We start from the raw sequence: 18623 nt of genomic DNA, 5'->3' as shown, positions 1-18623 counted from the left end.
ACGGCCCGGTCGCAATCAGCGCGCTACCGCCCGGCGTCGTCGCCGCCCGGGCCCAGCACCGGCCGCCACCGCTTGGTGGGCTCGTCGACGGCCGACCGCCGCCGCGGATTGCCGGTTTGCAGCAGGATGCTCAGCCGGTGGAACGCGGCGAGGAACGCGCTGCGTGCCTCGTTGTGCTCGGCCGCCTTGGCGTGCGCCAGCCCGGCGCGCACCGACTGCAGCGCCATCGGCTCGGCGGCGGCCAGCAACGCTTCCACACCCGCCACCGTGTCGGCGAGCTGGCCGAGCAGCACGTCGATGTCCGGGTGGTGCTCGACGACGGTCAGTACCGGAACCAGCAGCCGAAGCTGGTGGTGCAGCCGGGACAGGTCGTCGATCGGGCCTGGGCGGCGGGTGATGTCCATGGCGGGCTCCGGGCTCTCGGCGGCTGCGGCTGGCACAGGGACGGACCACCGCGTGGTTCGTGACGTGCCCTGGAGCCGGCTTTGCCTTTCGCGGGGGAGCCTAGCTCACTCGGTCGGCGCGGCGTGCAGGTCGCCGTCGTCGCCCGGCAGGCAGGCCGCGCGCGGTTCCGGCATGGCCAGGAACTCGCTCACGCAGCGGCCGATCTGCCGGTGACCTTCCTTGTTGGCGTGGAAGGACTCCTGGGCGGCGTGGCTGGCGCGCACTTCGTCCCGCAGGTCGTCCCAGCGCACGGTGAGCCGGGTGAACCATTCGCTGGACGGGTCGTCGCCACCGGTGCAGGCTTCGTGTCCCTCGCCGGCCCTGGACAGGTCGAGAAACCGGGCCCCCGCCTCGTCGGCGGCGCGCCGCATGCCTTCGCTCAGCTCCCTGACGCCGGTCGAACGAATCCACTCCAGATCGCTCTTGCGGAACGGGCATCCGTTCAACGAGCGCAACGATTCGGGAATGTCCGGGCTGACCGGGGAGGCATACGACAGCAGCACCAGCTGGTAGTCGCCGCGGCGGTAGCCCGCGTCGGCCAGTGCGGTGCGGATGTCCTGCAGTGCCCGGACCACTTTGGGCACCATGCGCTCGATGATCTGCGGCCAGTCGCGCCGCATGGCCTCCGTGCACGGCGTGGGGCCCCAGTACGCCTTGGCGCAGTCGGTCAGTCGTGCGGAGAACCGAGGGTCGTCGTTGGCACCCACCGCCACGACGACCGCGGTCACCCGGTGCGTCTTGGCGATCCGGCGAAGCTGGGCGGCCTGGGACCCTTCGGTGTACCGGCGTGCCGTGCCGAGGCGGACCAGTTCGGTGGTGGCTCCCGAACAGGCCAGGTTGATCTTGCGGCGGACGCCGGGAAGGTCGACGTGGTGGATGACCGCATCGGGGGAGCGGTGGCACCAGTTGCCGCCCCGGCCGTCGGTCTCCGGGGTGTAGGTGCCGGTGCCTTCACCGGACAGCGTGCTGTCACCGATGCTGACGACGGTCAGCGGTCCGGTCCCCGGCGGGCCCTGGCGCTTGCGCTGAGCGGGTTCCTCGCCAGGCAGGAAGGCGATCGCGGCCAGCACACCGGCGAGGACGCCGAGGGCTGCGGCGACGTGCCACCAGCGAACGCGGCGACGACGGGGCGCGAGCGTTGCGGGCATTGCCGAAATCCTACGCGGATGCACTCGCCGGCGATCCGTCGGCGTGGGACCGGCCGCCACCGGGCCGACGGCACGGCCGGTTCCGCGAACGGTGACCACGAACAGCGACGCAGGGCGGCCGGTCACCGGAGGAATCGTTGCGGCGAGGACGTCACGGCGGAGGACGGAACTGGACGCATCCCGATGGGCGGCCACACGGCGGAATGGCCGCCGACGTCGGTCAGGCGGCTGCGACGCTCTCTTCCACCGTGCCTTCCTCACGCATGGTCGGAACGTGCACGTCGGCCGCGTCGACGTCGCGGATCTCGACCTCGTCCTGCTGTGGTCGCAGCATCGTGTCGGCCTGGTCGAGCAGACGCATCGTCTCGCCCAGCATCGAGCTGATCTGCGCCCGGTGCCGCTCCAGCTCGGCGACCCGGCGCTCGGCCTCGGCCACCATGCGACGGCTCTGCTCGGTCGCCTCCTGCACCAGGCGCTCGGCTTCCGCCTTCGCGGCCGCCTTCTCCTCGGCGATCTGGCGCACGGCTTCGCTGCGCCGCTTGTTCAGCGCGATGCGGAAGTCCTCGTCCATCTGCCTGCGCAGCTCGGCCGCCTGCTCGTCGAGCTCCCGGCGCCGCTGTTCGGCTTCGGTGACCAGCTCGTGGGCCCGCTTGCGGGCGCGTTGCATCAGCTCCTCGGCCGACCGTGCGGTGTCCCAGCCCTGCTGCGCCGCCGCCTGGGCGCGTTCGGTGATCTCCTTGGCCTCCTCCTGGGCCAGTTCCACCATGCGGCGCATGCGCTCGGTGAGCGCGTCGGGGGAGATCGGCTCGCGCGCGATCCGGTCGACCTTCTCCTGCAGCGCGCGGATCTCCGACTGGGCCTCGGTCAGCCGGTCCGCCAGTGAGTCCGCCTTGGCCAGCGCGGCGTCCCGGTCCATGGTGAGCATGCGCAGCTCCTGCTCCACCGCCGCCACGTAATGCTGCACCTGCTCGCGGTCGTAACCACGCCACACCACGTCGAAGTCCGTCTTCAACGGCACAACCTCGGTGTTCGCCTCAGGCGTCGTCACTGCCGTCATCCTCCTTGTTCGCGTCGTCGGGCCCGTGCTGGGATGCGTGGTCACCGGCGGCAGCCTCGCCGCGTGCGTGCTCGCCGGGAGTCTTCGTCTGCTCGGCTTGCTCGGCCTGGGTGGTCTGCTCGGCCGGCGCGCCGGTGGCGTCGGCGAGCTGGGCGCGCAGCTGGGCGATCTCCTCTTCCGCGGCGCGCAGGCGCTCCTGGGTCTGCTTCAGGTCCGCGCGCGCCGCCGCCAGCTCGTTCTCCAGGTCCAGGATGTGCGACGCGGCGGACAGGGTGTGCCCGTTGTCCAGCTGCTCGCGTAGCCGGGAGACCAGCTCCAGCTGACGGCGCGAGTAGCGCCGGTGGCCGCCGGGTGACCGGTGCGGGGAGACCACGTCGGCGGTGTCCAAGCTGCGCAGGAAGGCCTGCTGCACGCTCAGCAGTTCGGCGGCCTGACCGATCGTGAAGGCCGGATAGTCCGGATCGTCGAGCTTGTTGAGCTCAGACACCCTGCGTCCCTTCCGTGCGAACCTACGGCTCCGCGCTGCAGCCAATTGTCGCTCATCCTTGACATATTTCTATAGTATCGACTGTAGAAATCTGTCAGTCATCGGGCCACTCTCCTTGTGGCCGCCGGCGGTGGGATCGATGGGCGATGGGATGACGGAGCCGCCGAAGCGCGCCGGAAGTGTCTGCTTTGCCGTGTTCTCCCGTGCTTGCGCGCCCCGGAGCGCGCCAAATCGTGGTGGCGCACTCCACAAGACTTACAGCGTCGGGAACAAAAAAGCTTGAGTCGATGTTGAATGGTTGAGCAGCCGTGCCCTGCGGCTGCCTCACGGAGAAGCAAGGAGGATCGCCGATGGTGATGCGGACGGATCCACGCGGTGGATTCACGCAGCAGGGCGTCGGCAGCGTCCGGCCTACCGTGATGCCCGACGATCCTGATCGTGGTGACGCCCCAGCCGGAGAGCGCGGGACCGGCGCCGGTGCACCAGCGCGACGCCGGTGTCAGGGCGGGGTCTGGGGGAGTTGACGACGTGAGCACCGTTGCGTCACCGACATCGGAGATTTCTGGCGACGTCATGCATCACGTGCACCGCGCGATCGGACGCGCGACGAAGGAGCTGACCCACACCACCGACATCGACCGCCTCCACGCCATCGCCGAAGGCGTTCAGCAGATCGCCACCGCCCTGACCGGACTGATCGACGTGCTGGCCGAGCGGTCTCCGGCCGCGGTGACCAGGGCCGGGCACCCCGACGTGGGCGAAGAGCTGGTGCGCGATCTGCGGGCGGCACGGGGGTGCCTGACCACGGCGGGCTTGCTGCTGGCCCCGGCGGTCAGCGACCTGCGCGAGATCGCGGAGGGCAAGGCGCCCGCCAAGGACACCAAGCGCCGCCGCTTGTACGACGACGTGACGACGCCGGAGCCCACAGCGGCGACCGTCATCGACGGCAAGACGGTGCCACGTGAGATCACCGCCGCGCCGGAGGCGGCGAACGCCTCGTGACCGGGCGGGATCGCCGCCCCACGGCGTGACGCGCACCCCGGGCACGGGGCGGGCCGTCGCAGTTGCGCTCGCCGGCCAGGTGCCCGGCGGGCGAGGCCGAGGTGAGCCCGGTGGGTGTCTCGTGGCGATCAGGCGGTCGCCGGTTCGGATCGCCTCGCCACGGGGCTCGCAGCGGGCCCGACGCGGCCGTCGCGCACCTCCAGCACCACGTCCGCGTGCGCGGCTTCCTCGGGCCGATGGGTCACGTGGACGACCGTGTGGCCGGCCAGCAGCGTGCGCAGGTTGTCGAACAGGGCAGTCGCCGTCGGCCGGTCGAGGTGGGCGGTGGGCTCGTCCAGGAGCACCACCCGTGGCCCGCCGGGGCGGAGCGCGGCGAGCAGAGCACGAGCGATCGCCAGCCGCCGGGCCTGGCCGCCGGACAATCCTGCGCCCGCGCTGCCCAGGACGAGATCCAGCCGGTCGGCGAGCTCGGGCAGCCGGGCGGTGCGCAGCGCGGACACGAGCTGGTCCTCGTCCGCGGCGGGGTCGCCCAGGCGCAGGTTCTCCGCGACCGATGCCGAGATCAGCTGCGGATCCTGCGGTGCCAACGCCACCGATCCGGGCAGCGCCGCCGTGCCGCCCTCGCCCGGCAGCAGCCCGGCGAGCGCGGCGAGCAACGTGGACTTGCCCGCACCCGACGGACCGACGATCGCCACGTGCGTCCCCGGCTCGATGCGCAGCCGGACGTCACGCAGGGCGGGCTCGGCCGCACCCGGCCACCGGAGAGTCACCGACCGCAGTTCGATGGTGCCGTCGTCGGTGCGGCGCACCGCGGAGCTGCCGGGCGGCTGCTCGTCGAACAGCTCCGCCAGCCGCCGGCGAGCGCTGTCGAGCACCGGGGCGTGCACGGCAACCGGGGGCAGGAGGGCCAACGCTTCGGCCAACGTCAACGGCACGAGCGCGATCGGCACCGCGAGCAGCGGGTCGAGCTGCCCGGCGGCCACCGCGTCCGCCGCGAGCCAGGTGGCCCACACCGACGCCAAGCCGCTCGCCGCGGTGATCACGGCGGAGGCCAGCCCGTCGGCGAGTGCGGCACGGCGAGCCAGCCGGGTCAGCCGGTGGTCGGCAGCGGTGAGCGCGGCTTGGTGCCTGCGCAGGCGGCCGAACGCCATCAGCTCGGCGGCACCTTCGAGCAGGGCGAGCACGCGCCGATGCACGTCGCGCTGGGTGTCCGACTGCAGCATCGTCGCCCGGCGATCGGCATACCACTGGGCGAGCACGGCCAGCACGGCACCCGCGGTGGCGAGCACAGCCAGCACCGCGCCGGCCTCGGGCAGCATGAACGCTTCGACGACGACGGCCGTCGCGATCACCGTGGCCACCACGGCAGGCGGCGTGACGACCCGGGGGAGCAGGTCACGGACGTGATCGACGTCGTCGACAACGGCACCCTCACCCGAGCCAGCCGACCGTAGCTGCGCCGCGCGCGCCGGGCCGATGCGCACCAGGGCGGCCCAGAGGCGCTGCCGCAGCCGGTTGGCGACCTGGAACGCGGCATCGTGCACGGCGAGACGTTCGACGTAGCGCAGCGCGGCCCTGGCCAGCCCGAAGGTGCGCACCCCGACGATGGCCACGGTCAACGTGAGGATCGGTGGCTGCTGCGCGGCCTTGGCGATGAGCCAAGCGGACACCGCGGTCAATGCGATCGCCGACAGCAGCGCCAGCGCGCCGAACATCGTCCCGGTCAGCAGTTTGCGATGCAGGATGTCCCGCCACGGCAGCAGCCGGCCGGAGTGCGGTGCAGCGTCTTCCAGCTCGTCACGGCGGCCCGGCACGGTCGTCCGGGCAGGCGCCCGCGAGTCGTCCCTGGCCGCCTCGTGCGCCGCGATCAGCACGGTCGCGCCGTCCTCGGCGGCGGCGCGAATCCGAGCCATCACCCGCGCGGCGTTCGCCTCGTCGAGATGAGCGGTCGGCTCGTCGAGCAGCAACACCCGCGCGCCGCAGCGCACCCGGAGCAGGGCGCGGGCGACAGCCACGCGTTGCCGCTGCCCGAGCGACAGGGTGCCCGGGTCGCGATCCAGCAGATCGAGGCATCCGAGCGCGGTGGCCATGTGCTCGACGTCGTCCGCCGACGGCTGCCGATCGAGGTCTTCGGCCGCGGTAGCCAGCTCGGCCCGCACGGTCTCCTCGGTGAACACCGGGAACTGCGGCACCCAGGCCACCATGCGCCGCCAGTGCGCGGGATCCAGCTCGCGCAGTGGACGTCCGTCGACGGTCACCGAGCCGGCCGAAGGCGGGACGAACCCCAGCAGCACCGCGAACGTGGTGGACTTCCCGCCGCCACTCGGCTCGGTCAGCCAGGTGATCTGCCCGGGCAAAGCGAGAAACGAGGCACCGTCGGGGCGGAATCCGCCGCGACGGCGGACGCGCAGACCGCGGACCTCGATCACCGCGCCAGGGTCCGCCACCGGGGTGTGCGCACGACGGCCGGCCATGGCCGGTTGCTGGGCGAGCACGTCGACGACCCGGCGCACGGCTTCGGTCCCGTCCGCGCTGGCGTGGAACGCCGCCCCCACGGCGCGCAACGGCTGATAGCACTCCGGCGCGACGATGAGCACGGCCAGCCCCACGGCCAGGTCCATGCTGCCGCCGACCAGGCGGACGCCGATGGTGACCGCGATCAATGCCACCGACAGCATGGCGGCCAGCTCCAGCACGAACGACGAGGAGAATGCCAGCCGGAGCGTGGTCATGCTGGCGCGGCGGTGCCGCTCGCCGAGCCTGCCGACCGCCGTCCGCTGCGCGCCGGCCTGACCGAACGCGGTCAGCACCGGCAAGGCGCGGATCAGCTCCCGCAACTGGCCGGACTGCCGCTCGGTGGCGTCCATCGACGCCTTGGTGCGGTCGGCGGTGTGCATGCCGACCAGCGCCCCGAACAGCGGCAGCAGGGGGACGGTCAGTATCAGGATGACCGCCGACGGCCAGTCGGCCAGCAGCACCGCACCGCCGACGACGACCGGGACGACGGCGGCGGTGACCAGCGCAGGCAGGTACTCGGTGAAGTACTTGTCCAGCGCGTCGAGCCCGCGTGCGGCGACGACGGCCAGTTGCCCGGTGCCACGCCCGGCGATCCACTCCGGGCCGAGTTCGACCGCGCGCCGCACGACGGCCTCGCGCAGCTGCTGTTTGGTGCCCGCGGCCGCGCGCGCGGCCACCGTCCGGTGTGCCCATGCGACCACGGCCCGGCCTGCGGTGACCCCGATCAGCAGCCACCACTGGCGGGCGGCCACCGCCTCGCCCTGCACGATCTTCGCCAGGACGTCGGCGAGCAGAAAGCCCTGTGCGACCAGCAGGCAGGCGGAGATCAGCGCAAGCGCGGCCAGGACGGCCAGCGCGCGGCGGGCCGTCCTGGACAACGCGGGCAACGGGCCGAGCGGGCCGCGGCCGGGCCGCGCTCGCGAGGCGGTTGCACGCTGCAGCATCACGGCACCTTCACCGGGGGCATGTGGTGCACGGCGATGCGCTGCCGGAACACCCAGTAGGTCCAGCCCTGGTAGATCAGCACCGCCGGGGTGCCGAAAAGCGCCACCCAGCTCATCACTTCCAGCGTGTACGGGCTGCTTGCCGCATCAGCGATGGTCAGCGAGAACGCCGGGTCCACGGTGGAGGGCACCACGTAGGGGTGCAGTGCGGCGAACAACGTCATCACGGTGCCGACCACGGCCAGGCCGAGCAGCGCGAACGCCTGGCCTTCCTGCCATGCGGCCAGCCGCAGCCACGCGATCACCGCGGCGGCCAGCACGATCGCCACCGCGATCCACCCGAACGTGGTGTTCTCCCGCAGGCCGACCAGCACCAGCAGCGCCACCAGCGGCACCACGGCGATCGGTCCGGCCCGCAAGGCCAGCCGCCGGGCCCGTGCGCGGATGTCGCCCTCGGTCTTCAGCGCGATGAACACCGCGCCGTGCACCAGCGCGTAGCCGGCCACCGCGAGCCCGCCGAGCACCGAGTACCAGTCGAGCATCGCCAGCGGGCCGCCGACCCGGTTGCCCGCCTCGTCGATCGGCAACCCGAACACGTTGGTCACCAGCACCGCGCCGACCCCGATCGTGGCGACCCAGGAGCAGACGACGAGGATCCAGTCCCACACGTTGCGCCACCGGTCCGAGTCGACCTTGCCGCGGTACTCGAACATCACGCCGCGGCCGATGAGCGCCAGCAGGAAGATCAGCAGCGGCACGTAGGCGGTGGAGAACAGCGACGCGTACCAGCCGGGGAAGGCGGCGAACGTGGCGCCGCCCGCGACCAGCAGCCACACCTCGTTGCCGTCCCACACCGGGCCGATGGTGTTGATCAGCACCCGCCGTTCCGGCTCGGTGCGGCCGAGCACCCGCAGCAGCATGCCGACGCCGAAGTCGAAGCCCTCGAGAAACAGGTAGCCGAGCCACAGCACGGCGATGATGACGAACCACAAGGTGGCCAGGTCCATGGCAGCCTCCTAGTAGGCGAACGACAGGACGTTGTCGTCGTCGGCTTGGTCTGCTCTGCGCGGTGGCATGGCGCCTTCCACGCCGCCGCGGACGTACTTGCGCAGCAGGTAGATCTCCACCACCGCCAGCACCCCGTACACCGCGGTCAGCGTGATCAGCGACGCCCACACCTCGCCTGCGCTGAGCCGGGAGACAGCTTGCGCGGTGAACATCCACATCCCGTCGATGCCGACCGGGTTGGGCACGACCACGAACGGCTGGCGGCCCATCTCGGTGAAGATCCAGCCGAAGCTGTTGGCCGCGAACGGCAGCGCGATGCTCCACAGCGCCGCCCGGACGAGCCAGCGCGACCGCGGCAGCCGCCCGCCCCTGGTCAGCCACAGGGCGAGCAACCCCACCCCGGCTGAGATCGCGCCCAGCCCGATCATCAGCCGGAAGCTCCAGTAGGTGACCGGCAGGTTCGGCACGTAGTCGATGGGCTTTCCGGCCAGCTCACCGAGCGCCGGGTCGTCCGGGTAGTACTCGCCGTAGCGCTCCTGGTATTCCGCGACCAGGTCGTTGACGCCCTTGACCTCGCTGGTCAGGTCGCCGTTGGCCAGGAACGACAGCAGCGCGGGCACGGTCAGGCTCTTCACCTGCGTGCAGTCCTGCCCGGTCAGCTCACCGACCGCGAACACCGAGAACCCGGCGGGCTCCTCGGTGGCGCACAGCGCTTCCGCGGCGGCCATCTTCATCGGCTGCTGTTCGAACATCAGCTTGGCCTGCGCGTCGCCGCTGACCAGCAGCGCCACGAACGAGACGGCTCCCACCCACGCACCGAGCTTGAGCGAGGCCCGCCACACCGGCCGGTGCTCGTCGTCGGTGTCGCGCCGCCGCCACAGCCACCACACCGCGATGCCGACCAGGAACGCGCCGGCGACGGCGAACGCCCCGGCGATGGTGTGCGGGAAGGCCGCCAGCACGGTCGGGTTGGTCAGCACGTCCCCGATCGAGGTCATCTGCGGCTTGCCGTCGACGAAGCGCACGCCGACCGGATGCTGCATCCACGAGTTGGCGGCCAGGATGAAGTACGCCGACACCATCGTGGCCAGCGAGAAGGCCCATGCGCACGCCAGGTGCACCCGCTTCGACAGCCGGTCCCAGCCGAAGATCCACAGGCCGAGGAAGGTCGACTCGACGAAGAAGGCCAGCAAGCCCTCCATCGCCAGCGGGGCGCCGAACACGTCCCCGACGAAGCGGGAGTACTCGTTCCAGTTCATGCCGAACTGGAACTCCTGGACGATGCCCGTCACCACGCCCATGGCGAAGTTGATCAGGAGCAGCTTGCCCCAGAACTTCGTCATCCTCAGGTACTTGTCGTCGCCGGTGCGCACCCATGCGGTCTGCATGCCCGCGACGAGCAGCGACAGGCCGATCGTCAGCGGCACCATCAAGAAGTGGTAGACCGTGGTGATGCCGAACTGCCACCGCGCGAGATTGAGTACGTCCACTCCAGTCCCTCCAGGTGTCCGTCCCGCGCGGCCGGGCGGGCAGCCGGGTCCCCGGCTGCCCGGCGACCACGCGCGGGAAGGGTGAACGCAACCGCCGCGTCGGATCGGTCGGCGGGCGGCACGCTCGTGGTGGTCACATCGCGAACGTAGGTGCGCGGTGATCGACTTCGGCAGGTCCACAAGTCACCGCGCGGTAGGGACACCTGGCCGGGAATCCGCGCCGGAGCAGCGGAAACGTTGCTTCCGTCACGCTCGGGCGACTCCGCCGTTGCTGGCCGCGGCCCGGGGTGCCACCCTTGGGATGCGGGGTCGTGCGAGTGAAGGCGGGGCGCGATGAACGAGGACGTTCAACCGGACGTATCGCCTTCGGGCAGTGTCGTGCCGAAGGAGCTCCGGCTGGACGAGCTCATGCGCGAGGTCGCCGACCGGCTGCACGAGATCATGCACACCCGCGACGCGCTGAAGTCGCTGCTCGACGCGGTCGTGGCGATCGGCACCGGGCTGGACCTGGACGCGACGCTGCAGCGTATCGTGCGCGTCGCCACCGAGCTGGTGGATGCCCGCTACGGCGCGCTCGGCGTGCTCAACCCGGACGGCAACGGCCTGTCGGAGTTCGTCTTCGAGGGCATCACCCAGCAGGAGCGGGAACAGCTGGGCAACCCGCCGGAGGGCCACGGCCTGGTGGGGCTGCTGATCAAGGACCCCAAGCCGATGCGGCTGAAGGACCTGACCAAGCATCCCGCTTCGGTCGGCTTCCCGCCCGGGCATCCGCCGATGTACAGCTTCCTCGGGGTGCCGATCCGGGTCCGTGACGAGGTCTTCGGCAACCTCTATCTGACCGAGAAGCGCGGCGGGTCGGAGTTCACCGACGACGACGAGGCGATCATCCAAGCGCTGGCGTCCGCCGCGGGCGTGGCGATCGAGAACGCCCGGCTGTTCGCGCAGGCGCGGGACCAGGCGCGCTGGCTCAGCGCCAGTGCACGGGTGAACGCTCAGCTGCTCGGCGGGGCGTCGGAGAACGAGTCGCTGACCTCGATCTGCCGCCTGGTGCTGGATTTGGCCTCGGCATGCTGCGTGGCGGTCCTGCTCGAGGACCCGGCGGACGTCGACTCGCTGGTGGTCCGTGCCGCGGCGGGACAGGACGCCGAGGGCATCGAGGGCACCATGCTGCCGAAGAAGACCCCGGTGGTGGCCGAGGTGCTGGCCAGCGGGGCGCCGCAGCTGACCGACGAGCTGGGCAAGTACCTGCCGGACGACCTGGCGCTGCCCGCCGGCCTGGCCGGGCCCGCGGCGGTGGTGGCGATCCACAACACCGCGCAGGCGAACGGGGTGCTGCTGGCGGGCAGGCAGAAGGGTGCGGAGACGTTCAGCCGCGACCAGGTGCAGGTGCTCGCCTCGTTCGCCGACCAGGCGTCGGTGGCCATGGAGCTGGCCGACAAGCAGCGGCAGCAGCGGATGCTCGACGTGCTGGCCGACCGTGACCGCATCGCCGCCGACCTGCACGACCACGTGATCCAGCGGCTGTACGCGGGCGGGATGCGGCTGCAGAGCATCCTGCCGCGGATCACCGACCCGGTGGCGCAGAGCAGGGCAGAGGCGTTGGTCGCCGAGCTCGACGAGACCATCAACGAGATCCGTACCGCCATCTTCGACCTGCACACCTCCGGTGATCAGCGTCGCCCCGGGCTGCGCCGCCGGGTGCTCGACGTGGTCACCGAGACCACCGGCGACACCGAGCTGAGCCCGTCGGTGCGCATTCACGGTGCGATCGAGACGGTGGTGCCGAAGGAGGTCGGCGAGCACGCCCTGGCGGTGCTGCGCGAAGCGCTGTCCAACGTCGTCCGGCACGCGAACGCGTCGGTCGTGTCGGTGACCGTGTCGGCCGACGATGCGCTGCTGGTGGAAGTGGTCGACGACGGTGACGGGATGGCCGAGGTGCCGCACCACCGCGGGCTGGCCAACATGCAGCGGCGTGCCGCGCACTGCGGTGGCTCGCTGCAGATCACCAGCGAACCGGGCGCGGGCACGACCGTGTCCTGGCGCGTCCCGCTCCGGTGATCGGCGCGCCAGCGGCGCCCGGTGTGGCGGTGAGCCGAGTGGTCAGGTTCCCGGTTCGCGCCGTGGCGTGTCGAGCTCGGCGGCCATCGCGGCGAGCTGCGCGCGGCGCTGCAGGTCGAGCTTGCGCAAGATCTGCGACACGTAGTTCTTGACCGTCTTGTCCGACAGGAACATGCGCTGGCCGATCTGCTTGTTGGTCAGACCTTGGCTGATCAGATCGAACACCTCGCGCTCCTTGGCGGACAACTCGGCGAGCGGGTCGATCCGCCGGGAACGCATGCGCGCGCGCAGCGCGTCGACGTCACGCGGCTGGAGCAAGGACTTGCCTTCGCCGACCGCCCGCACCGATCCGATCAGGTCGACCCCGAGCACCTGCTTGAGCACGAAGCCGCTGGCTCCGGCCATGACCGCGTCGAGCAACGCGTCGTCGTCGGTGTAGGAGGTCAGCATCAGGCACTTCAGCTGGGGTATCCGGTTGCGCAGCTCGCGGCACAACTCGACCCCGTTGCCGTCCGGCAACCGCACGTCGAGGATTGCCACGTCGGCGTCCGCTGGGACGGTGGCCAGCGCGTCGGCCACCGAACCCGCCTCCCCGACGATGTGCAGATCGGGATGGTCGGCGAACAGCTCCCTGATTCCTCGCCGCACGATCTCGTGATCGTCGACAAGAAACACCCGGGTCATGCCCACCTCCCGTGCGCGGTCCATTGCCACACAGGCGACGGTATGCCGCGCGGCTCGCCATGACCAGCCCGAAGGGCCCCGACCGGAAGGGCCTTTCGGACGTTGTCCGCACCGGGGCCGAGCCGACGGCATAGAAGGGTGGCCCGACGGGTGATCGCGCGACGCGCGGAAGCCGCCGCAGCCGGCGGGTAGGCTCGGCGGTGACCAGGGGGCGGGCGCAGGAGGCGGCAAGATGATCGAAGTCTTCGTGGTGGACGATCACGAGATCGCCCGGCTCGGCGTCGCGAGCCTGCTCGAGGAACAGCCGGACATGACGGTGACCGGGCAGGCCTCGACCGCCAGGCAGGCACTGGCCCGGATCCCGGCACTGCGGCCGGACGTCGCGGTGCTGGACGTGCGGCTGCCCGACGGGGACGGGGTCGAGCTGTGCCGTGAGCTGCGCGGCAAGCTGCCCGAGCTGAAATGCCTGATGCTGACCTCGTCCACGGACGAGCAGGCGATGCTGGAAGCGGTACTCGCCGGGGCCGCCGGGTACGTCGTCAAGGACATCCGCTCGGCACGGCTGGTGGAGGCGATCCGGCTGGTGGCCGCGGGACAGTCGCTGCTCGACGCGAGGGCGTCGGCCGTGCTGTTGCGCAGGCTGCGCGGGGACGATGCGGACGCCGGTCCGCTGAAGGACTTGTCCGACCGGGAACGTGAACTGCTCGAGCTGATCGGCGAGGGCCTGACCAACCGTCAGATCGCTGAACGCATGTACCTGGCCGAGAAGACGGTGAAAAACTACGTCTCGCGCCTGCTGGCCAAATTGGGCATGCGGGGACGTGCCCAGCTGGCGGCACTCGCGGTGCGGCAGCGCGGCGCCGCGGGCAAGCCGCCGCCCGGGCTCGGCTGACCCGGCGCGCGGCGACACCACGACATCAGACCCCATGATCACGGGCCGATCGGCCGGGCCCGAAGGCCCGGTGCCGGGTGCACACTTGCGGTGACGCACCCATCAACGCACGTCAGGACGGTGAACGATGACGCAGCTTGCGATCGCGGTGACCTTCGTGTGGCTGGGCATGGTGCTGGCGATCTCCTTCCTGGAGGCGCCGCTGAAGTTCCGGGCGCCGGGCATCACTGTGCCGCTGGGCCTGGGCATCGGCCGGATCGTCTTCCGCGCCTTGAACACGGTCGAGGTCGTGCTGGCCGTGGTGCTGGTGGTGGCTGCGATCGTGGCCGGGATCACCGGGCTCGAGCTGGCGCTCGGTGTCGTGGTGATCGCCATCCTGGCCGTCCAGCTGCTCGGCGTCCGTCCGCGCCTGACGCGCCGTTCCGACCAGGTCCTGTCGGGCAAGTCCGACGGCTCGCAGCGGTCCCGCACCCACTACGTGTACGTCGCGTTCGAGGTGGCCAAGGTCGCCGGGCTCATCGCGCTGGGCGCCGCCCTGCTGGCCTGAGCCGCTCCGCCAGCCCCGTCACGAAGCTTGCGCCGAGTCCGGCACCGAACGCAGCCGGTCACCTACGTGGCGTGTATCTCAAACCATCGTGGGACACCCGTGCTAGACCGAACAGCCCAGCCGACTGCTCTGAACGGGGTAGCGTGGCCACGCTACCCCGTTCGGCACGGCAAGGGAGTTCGGACTCCATGGCTTCGGCAGTCAGACAGCGCAAGCGGCCCGGGCGCGGCGAAGGGGTGATCGCCGATCTGCGCGACATCGCCCTGCGCAGCGCTCCCGCGCTTCTGCTGGTCATCCTCGGCGAGTTCGTGCTTCCCCGGCGGCAGCCGGTGTGGTCGAGCACGTTGATCCGGGCGCTGGGCGAATGCGGCGTGGAAGCGGTCGCGGCGCGCAAAGCCATCCAGCGCACGGCCGAGCGCGGCACCATCACCGACGTCCGGCACGGTCGCAAAGTGCGCTGGATGCTCACCGGCACCGGGACCACCATGATCACCAAGGGGGCCGAGCGGGTGCTCGGCTTCACCGGCGAGACCAGGGAATGGGACGGCACGTGGCTGATCGTGAACACCACCGTGCCCGAGTCCCATCGCAATCTCCGCTACCACCTGCGCACCAGGCTCACCTGGGCGGGCATGGGATCCCCGGCGCCAGGGACATGGATCAGCCCGCACGCCGCGCGGGCCGACGAGGTGGCCGGCATCATCACCGGCCTGGGACTGGCCGACTGGTCCATGTCCTACGTCGGCCGGTTCGGCCCGGTCGGGGACGAACGCCGCACCGTACAGCGCGCGTGGGACCTGGAGGATCTGCACCGCCACTACGCCGAGTTCCTGCAGCAGTTCCGGCTGGCCGCGGTCGACGACGAGGCGTCGGCCTTCCGGCAGCAGGTCGAACTCGTCCAGGCGTATCGGCGGTTCCCCTACCTCGATCCTGCCCTGCCCGCGGCGTTGACGTCCGGGGGATGGATCGGCGTGGAAGCGGCGAAGCTGTTCCACAGCAAACGCAGCGAGTGGTCGGAGCAGGCGCACCGCTACTGGGAGCGGTTGTGCGCGGAAACCGAAGGCGGCTAGCCCGCAGCCGGCGGGCGGGCGACGGGTGCGTCGGTCGCCCGCCGGTTCCGATAGCCTGCGGGCATGGCGGGTGCATCAGCCGAGCACACGAGCGGGCCGGCCGTTCTGGTGATCCAGCCCGACGACATCGTCGGCATTGCGCGGTTCGGACGGTGGCTGGCCGATGCCGGGGTGGAGTGCCGGATCGTCCGGCCCTATGCGGGCGAGCCGGTGCCCGACCGGATGGCCGAGCACGGCCTGCTGATCCTGGGCGGGCGCATGAGCGCCAACGACGACCACGACCATCCCTGGCTGTCCGACGTCCGGAAGCTGCTCCGGCACGCGGTGGAGTCGTCGACTCCGACACTGGGCATATGCCTGGGCGGGCAGCTGCTCGCGCGCGCCATGGGTGGCACGGTCGAACGCGGCGACCGCGGCATGGAAACCGGTGTGGTGCGGGTGCGGTGGCGGCCCGAGGCGGATGTCGACCCACTGGTCACCGGCTTGCCGTCGCCGCTGACCGCGGTGTCGTCACACCGCGACATGGTCGCCGTGCTCCCGCCGGGCGCCAGCTGGCTCGGCAGCAGCGAGATGTATCCGCACCAGGCGTTCCGGGTGGGCGCCCGGGCCTGGGGTGTGCAGTTCCACCCGGAGGCGTCGATCGACGACTACCGGCGCTGGCGGGCGGTCAGCACGGCCTCGGACCCGGAGACGCTGGAGCGGATGCGCGTCGGGGAGCGTGAGCTCGAGCGGCTGGACGCCCAAGTCGCGGCGCACTGCAGGCAGCTGGCGGCCCGGTTCGGCGAGCACGTTTGCGCGCGGTGGAGGCAACGAGACGCGGCGCAGGCGTGATCGCTGCGAGGTCACGGCCGGTGATGCCCAGGGGCCTGTAGGGGCGGTTGGCCGCGTCCGTCCCCGTCACGACATCGCGGGCGGTGTCAGGCCGGTCTCAAGGGCGGCGAGCCGCCCACGCCATCCGCTCGGCCCGGACGGCCAGGTCCGGTCGGTGGCACACGCAGCGCGGGCCGTCCTGATCGACCAGGTCGTCGAGTGCAGCAAGATCTTCGGCCGGCACGAGGCCGGTCACTGCTTGCCGCAGGCGCCGCAGGCTCACGAGCGCGTACGCGCCCACCGCGGGGCGGCCGGCTCCGCTGACCTCGATCGTCAGCGATGTGGTGTCCTCGATGCGGAATCCCGCCGCGGTGAGCTTGGCCGCCCAGTCGGCACCGATGTGGGGAAGCCGCTCCGCCTGCCGGTGCTGGTGCGCGGCGTGGCATCGCTGCTCGAGGCCCGGACGGAACTCCGGGCCGTCCGGCGGCAGGAAGCGGGCGAAGCGAGTCAGTTCGACGACCGCGAGCAGCCCGCCGGGGGGTGAGCATCCGGTACGCCTCGGCCAGGGCTCGGTCCGGATCCGCCAGGTGGTGCAGCGCGTTCGCCGCCCACACCAGGTCAGCCGGGCCGATGTCCGGCCACACCGCGTCGAGGTCGGCTTGCACCAGGCGGACCCGGGTAGCCACGCCACGGGCGTCGGCTGTGCGCTGCAGGTGGGAGAGGTGGTCCTCCGCGGAGTCCACGGCGATGACACGGGCATCGGGGAATTGAGCCAGCAGCGCGAATGTCCCGGCGCCGGTGCCGCAGCCGAGGTCGACGATCGTGCGCGGGGGAGTGGACACGGGTAGCCACGCGGTGATCTTCGCGGTGTGGTCGGCGAAGATCTCGGCTTGCAGGGCAAGCATCTCGGCCGAGGGGTCGGCATGGCCGGAGTGGTGGGCGTCGTGCGTGCCGTGCATGCGTTGCACGGTAGTCGCGGCAGTGCCTTGCGTACGTGGCGTCCGCGGCAAGCGAACTCAACGCGGCGTGATCCACCCCGGCGTGGTGGCTCGGCGATCGCGGCGGTCTCGCCCCGGCCCGGCCACAATAGTCATCCGTGGTCATCCGTGGGGATTCGCCGCGGTTGCTGACCTAGGGATGCTCCTTGAGCAAAGCGGCAGCTTCGTCGGTCGCCACCACGGAGCCGAAGTAGCGCATGATGTCCTCCAGTGAAGCCCGCTCGAGATGCTGCCGATCGGAGTTGGTCGCTTCGCGGGGAACCACCACGGCGAAGCCGTGCGCGAATCCGTCCTGGCAGGTGGCGCGGACGCACACGTTGGTCTCCACTCCGGCCACCACGATGCGCTCGATCCGCTGCTCGTGCAGGGTCAGTGCCAGGTCGGTGGCGAAGAAGCCCGAGTACCGCCGCTTCGGCACCACCAGCTCACCCGGCCGGTCGACGGGGTGAAACCCGGGGTGGAAATCGGCTTCGAACGATCCGGCCAGGCAGTGCACCGGAATCTTCGGCTGTTCGGCGTCCGGCACGTTCGGCCAGTGCCGTTCGACCGTGTGCACGACGACGGCGCCCGCGTCGCGGGCGGTCGCCAACAAGTGCGTGAGCGGCTCGACCGCCTCCCGCACACGCGGGTAGTAGTGCGGCCCTGCGGGGTCGAAGAAGGCGTTGATGACGTCGACGAGGATGAGAGCCGTCTTGCTCATGCCTGGGCGCCCTCCGCAGTCGGGTCGTGGCCTGCTTGTCCCTGCCGCGGCAGGCGTCGTTGCCCGTACGTCGGCACCTACCAGGTGTACCGCGTGAAAGGCCGCAGCCCAGCACCGGCCAGGTGATCAGCCGAGGGCAAGGGGCCCGTCCGCGGAAGATCAGTTCGGCGGGGAGCGGGTCGCGGAAGATCGTGCTACGCGCGCTGCATCGCCAGCCACGCGGAGACGCGGTCGACGATGTCGTCGACGGGAAGGTCGAAGCGAAGCGTGATCCCGGCTTCGTCGGCGGCCAGCGGCTCCAGCGTCGCTTGCTGGGAGTCCACCAGCTCCGCCGGCATGAAGTGGTTCGTACGCCGCCGCACCCGTTCCCGGGCGATCTCAATGTCGCCGACCAGGTGCACGAACACGGTGGTGGGCGACGAGTCGCGCAGAACGTCGCGGTAGGCGCGGCGAAGTGCCGAACAGGCGACGACCGCACCGGCCTCGTGGCGCGCCAGCCAGGCACCGATCCGGTGCAGCCACGGCATCCGGTCGCTGTCGGTGAGCGGGGTGCCACCGGCCATCCTCGCTTTGGCCTGCGGGCTGTGGAAATCGTCGCCGTCCGCGAACGGCACAGCCAACCGGTCGGCGAGCGCCCGGCCGACGGTCGACTTGCCGGAACCGGTAATGCCCATGATCACCACCACGGGTGCCGATCGGCTGGGCATTACTGGTTCTCCCTCCGTCGCGGACGGCTCGAGGCTATCCGACGACGGCGGGGTCCGGTC

General features: G+C 71.2%; 17 protein-coding genes. 6 read left to right on the top strand and 11 right to left on the bottom strand.

The window, feature by feature from the left end; translation table 11 throughout:
- Positions 1-23: 23 nt before the first annotated feature.
- From YWY_RS19485 to YWY_RS24840, 4 genes are all read right to left on the bottom strand, one after another.
- The gene (locus YWY_RS19485; protein WP_051309420.1) at positions 24-404 is read right to left on the bottom strand and encodes a hypothetical protein; all 381 of its coding nucleotides are present in this window, start codon (positions 402-404) and stop codon (positions 24-26) included.
- Positions 405-509: 105 nt separating this feature from the next.
- Positions 510-1592 carry a GDSL-type esterase/lipase family protein gene (locus YWY_RS0100580; protein WP_051309515.1) on the bottom strand — a complete coding sequence of 361 codons (1083 nt, stop codon included), beginning with the start codon at positions 1590-1592 and terminating at the stop codon, positions 510-512.
- A gap of 220 nt (positions 1593-1812) precedes the next feature.
- Entirely contained in the window at positions 1813-2640 is an 828-nt protein-coding gene (locus tag YWY_RS19480) for a DivIVA domain-containing protein (protein WP_051309417.1), read from the bottom strand.
- Complete coding sequence (locus YWY_RS24840; RefSeq protein WP_084608747.1) at positions 2627-3136, bottom strand: MerR family transcriptional regulator; 510 nt, start codon at positions 3134-3136, stop codon at positions 2627-2629. Before YWY_RS24840 ends, YWY_RS19480 begins: the two co-directional genes overlap by 14 nt.
- Positions 3137-3664: 528 nt before the next feature.
- On the opposite strand from YWY_RS24840, the gene YWY_RS0100565 reads away from it, so the two are divergent.
- Positions 3665-4138, top strand: coding sequence for a hypothetical protein (locus YWY_RS0100565; RefSeq protein ID WP_156899035.1), 474 nt, complete (start codon positions 3665-3667; stop codon positions 4136-4138).
- A gap of 128 nt (positions 4139-4266) precedes the next feature.
- Here YWY_RS0100565 and cydD read toward each other — a convergent pair whose 3' ends face one another.
- From cydD to YWY_RS0100550, 3 genes are read right to left on the bottom strand one after another with little or no spacing between them, the layout of a single operon-like run.
- The gene (cydD, locus tag YWY_RS19470; RefSeq protein WP_051309513.1) at positions 4267-7599 is read right to left on the bottom strand and encodes a thiol reductant ABC exporter subunit CydD; all 3333 of its coding nucleotides are present in this window, start codon (positions 7597-7599) and stop codon (positions 4267-4269) included.
- Positions 7599-8606, bottom strand: coding sequence for a cytochrome d ubiquinol oxidase subunit II (gene cydB, locus YWY_RS0100555; RefSeq protein WP_028846026.1), 1008 nt, complete (start codon positions 8604-8606; stop codon positions 7599-7601). The genes cydD and cydB overlap by 1 nt, the downstream gene beginning before the upstream one ends.
- A 9-nt stretch (positions 8607-8615) precedes the next feature.
- The gene (locus YWY_RS0100550; RefSeq protein WP_028846025.1) at positions 8616-10097 is read right to left on the bottom strand and encodes a cytochrome ubiquinol oxidase subunit I; all 1482 of its coding nucleotides are present in this window, start codon (positions 10095-10097) and stop codon (positions 8616-8618) included.
- A gap of 333 nt (positions 10098-10430) precedes the next feature.
- Here YWY_RS0100550 and YWY_RS0100545 point away from each other — a divergent pair, with 333 nt between their 5' ends.
- Positions 10431-12155 carry a sensor histidine kinase gene (locus tag YWY_RS0100545; RefSeq protein WP_028846024.1) on the top strand — a complete coding sequence of 575 codons (1725 nt, stop codon included), beginning with the start codon at positions 10431-10433 and terminating at the stop codon, positions 12153-12155.
- 42 nt (positions 12156-12197) lie between these two features.
- Here YWY_RS0100545 and YWY_RS0100540 read toward each other — a convergent pair whose 3' ends face one another.
- Positions 12198-12863: a response regulator transcription factor gene (locus YWY_RS0100540; RefSeq protein WP_281168961.1), complete on the bottom strand. Its 666-nt coding sequence runs from the start codon at positions 12861-12863 to the stop codon at positions 12198-12200.
- Between the two features lie 208 nt (positions 12864-13071).
- Between YWY_RS0100540 and YWY_RS0100535 the strand changes: the two genes are divergently transcribed.
- The 4 genes from YWY_RS0100535 (at position 13072) to YWY_RS19460 (ending at position 16179) form a co-directional block, all read left to right on the top strand.
- A complete protein-coding gene (locus YWY_RS0100535; RefSeq protein WP_028846022.1) occupies positions 13072-13731 on the top strand; it encodes a response regulator in 660 nt (219 codons plus the stop codon).
- A 127-nt stretch (positions 13732-13858) separates the two neighbouring features.
- Positions 13859-14278, top strand: a complete 420-nt coding sequence (locus YWY_RS0100530; protein ID WP_028846021.1) for a hypothetical protein — start codon at positions 13859-13861, stop codon at positions 14276-14278.
- 188 nt (positions 14279-14466) lie between these two features.
- A complete protein-coding gene (locus YWY_RS19465) occupies positions 14467-15348 on the top strand; it encodes a PaaX family transcriptional regulator (protein ID WP_038044209.1) in 882 nt (293 codons plus the stop codon).
- 63 nt (positions 15349-15411) lie between these two features.
- The gene (locus YWY_RS19460) at positions 15412-16179 is read left to right on the top strand and encodes a type 1 glutamine amidotransferase (RefSeq protein WP_051309414.1); all 768 of its coding nucleotides are present in this window, start codon (positions 15412-15414) and stop codon (positions 16177-16179) included.
- Positions 16180-16265: 86 nt separating this feature from the next.
- On the opposite strand, the gene YWY_RS19455 is transcribed toward YWY_RS19460, so the two are convergent.
- The 3 genes from YWY_RS19455 to YWY_RS0100505 all read right to left on the bottom strand — a co-directional run bounded on the left by YWY_RS19455 (position 16266) and on the right by YWY_RS0100505 (position 18563).
- Positions 16266-17063: a class I SAM-dependent methyltransferase gene (locus YWY_RS19455; RefSeq protein WP_425426098.1), complete on the bottom strand. Its 798-nt coding sequence runs from the start codon at positions 17061-17063 to the stop codon at positions 16266-16268.
- A gap of 226 nt (positions 17064-17289) precedes the next feature.
- Positions 17290-17856, bottom strand: a complete 567-nt coding sequence (locus tag YWY_RS0100510; RefSeq protein ID WP_028846020.1) for a cysteine hydrolase family protein — start codon at positions 17854-17856, stop codon at positions 17290-17292.
- Positions 17857-18050: 194 nt separating this feature from the next.
- Positions 18051-18563 (bottom strand): gluconokinase, encoded by a 513-nt coding sequence (locus YWY_RS0100505; protein WP_028846019.1) that lies wholly within the window; start codon positions 18561-18563, stop codon positions 18051-18053.
- Between the last annotated feature and the right edge of the window lie 60 nt (positions 18564-18623).

The sequence above is a fragment of the Thermocrispum agreste DSM 44070 genome, from assembly GCF_000427905.1.
Taxonomy (GTDB): Bacteria; Actinomycetota; Actinomycetes; order Mycobacteriales; family Pseudonocardiaceae; genus Thermocrispum; species Thermocrispum agreste.
Note: the sequence above shows the minus strand (reverse complement) of the source record. Positions and strands in the feature narration are given on the sequence as shown.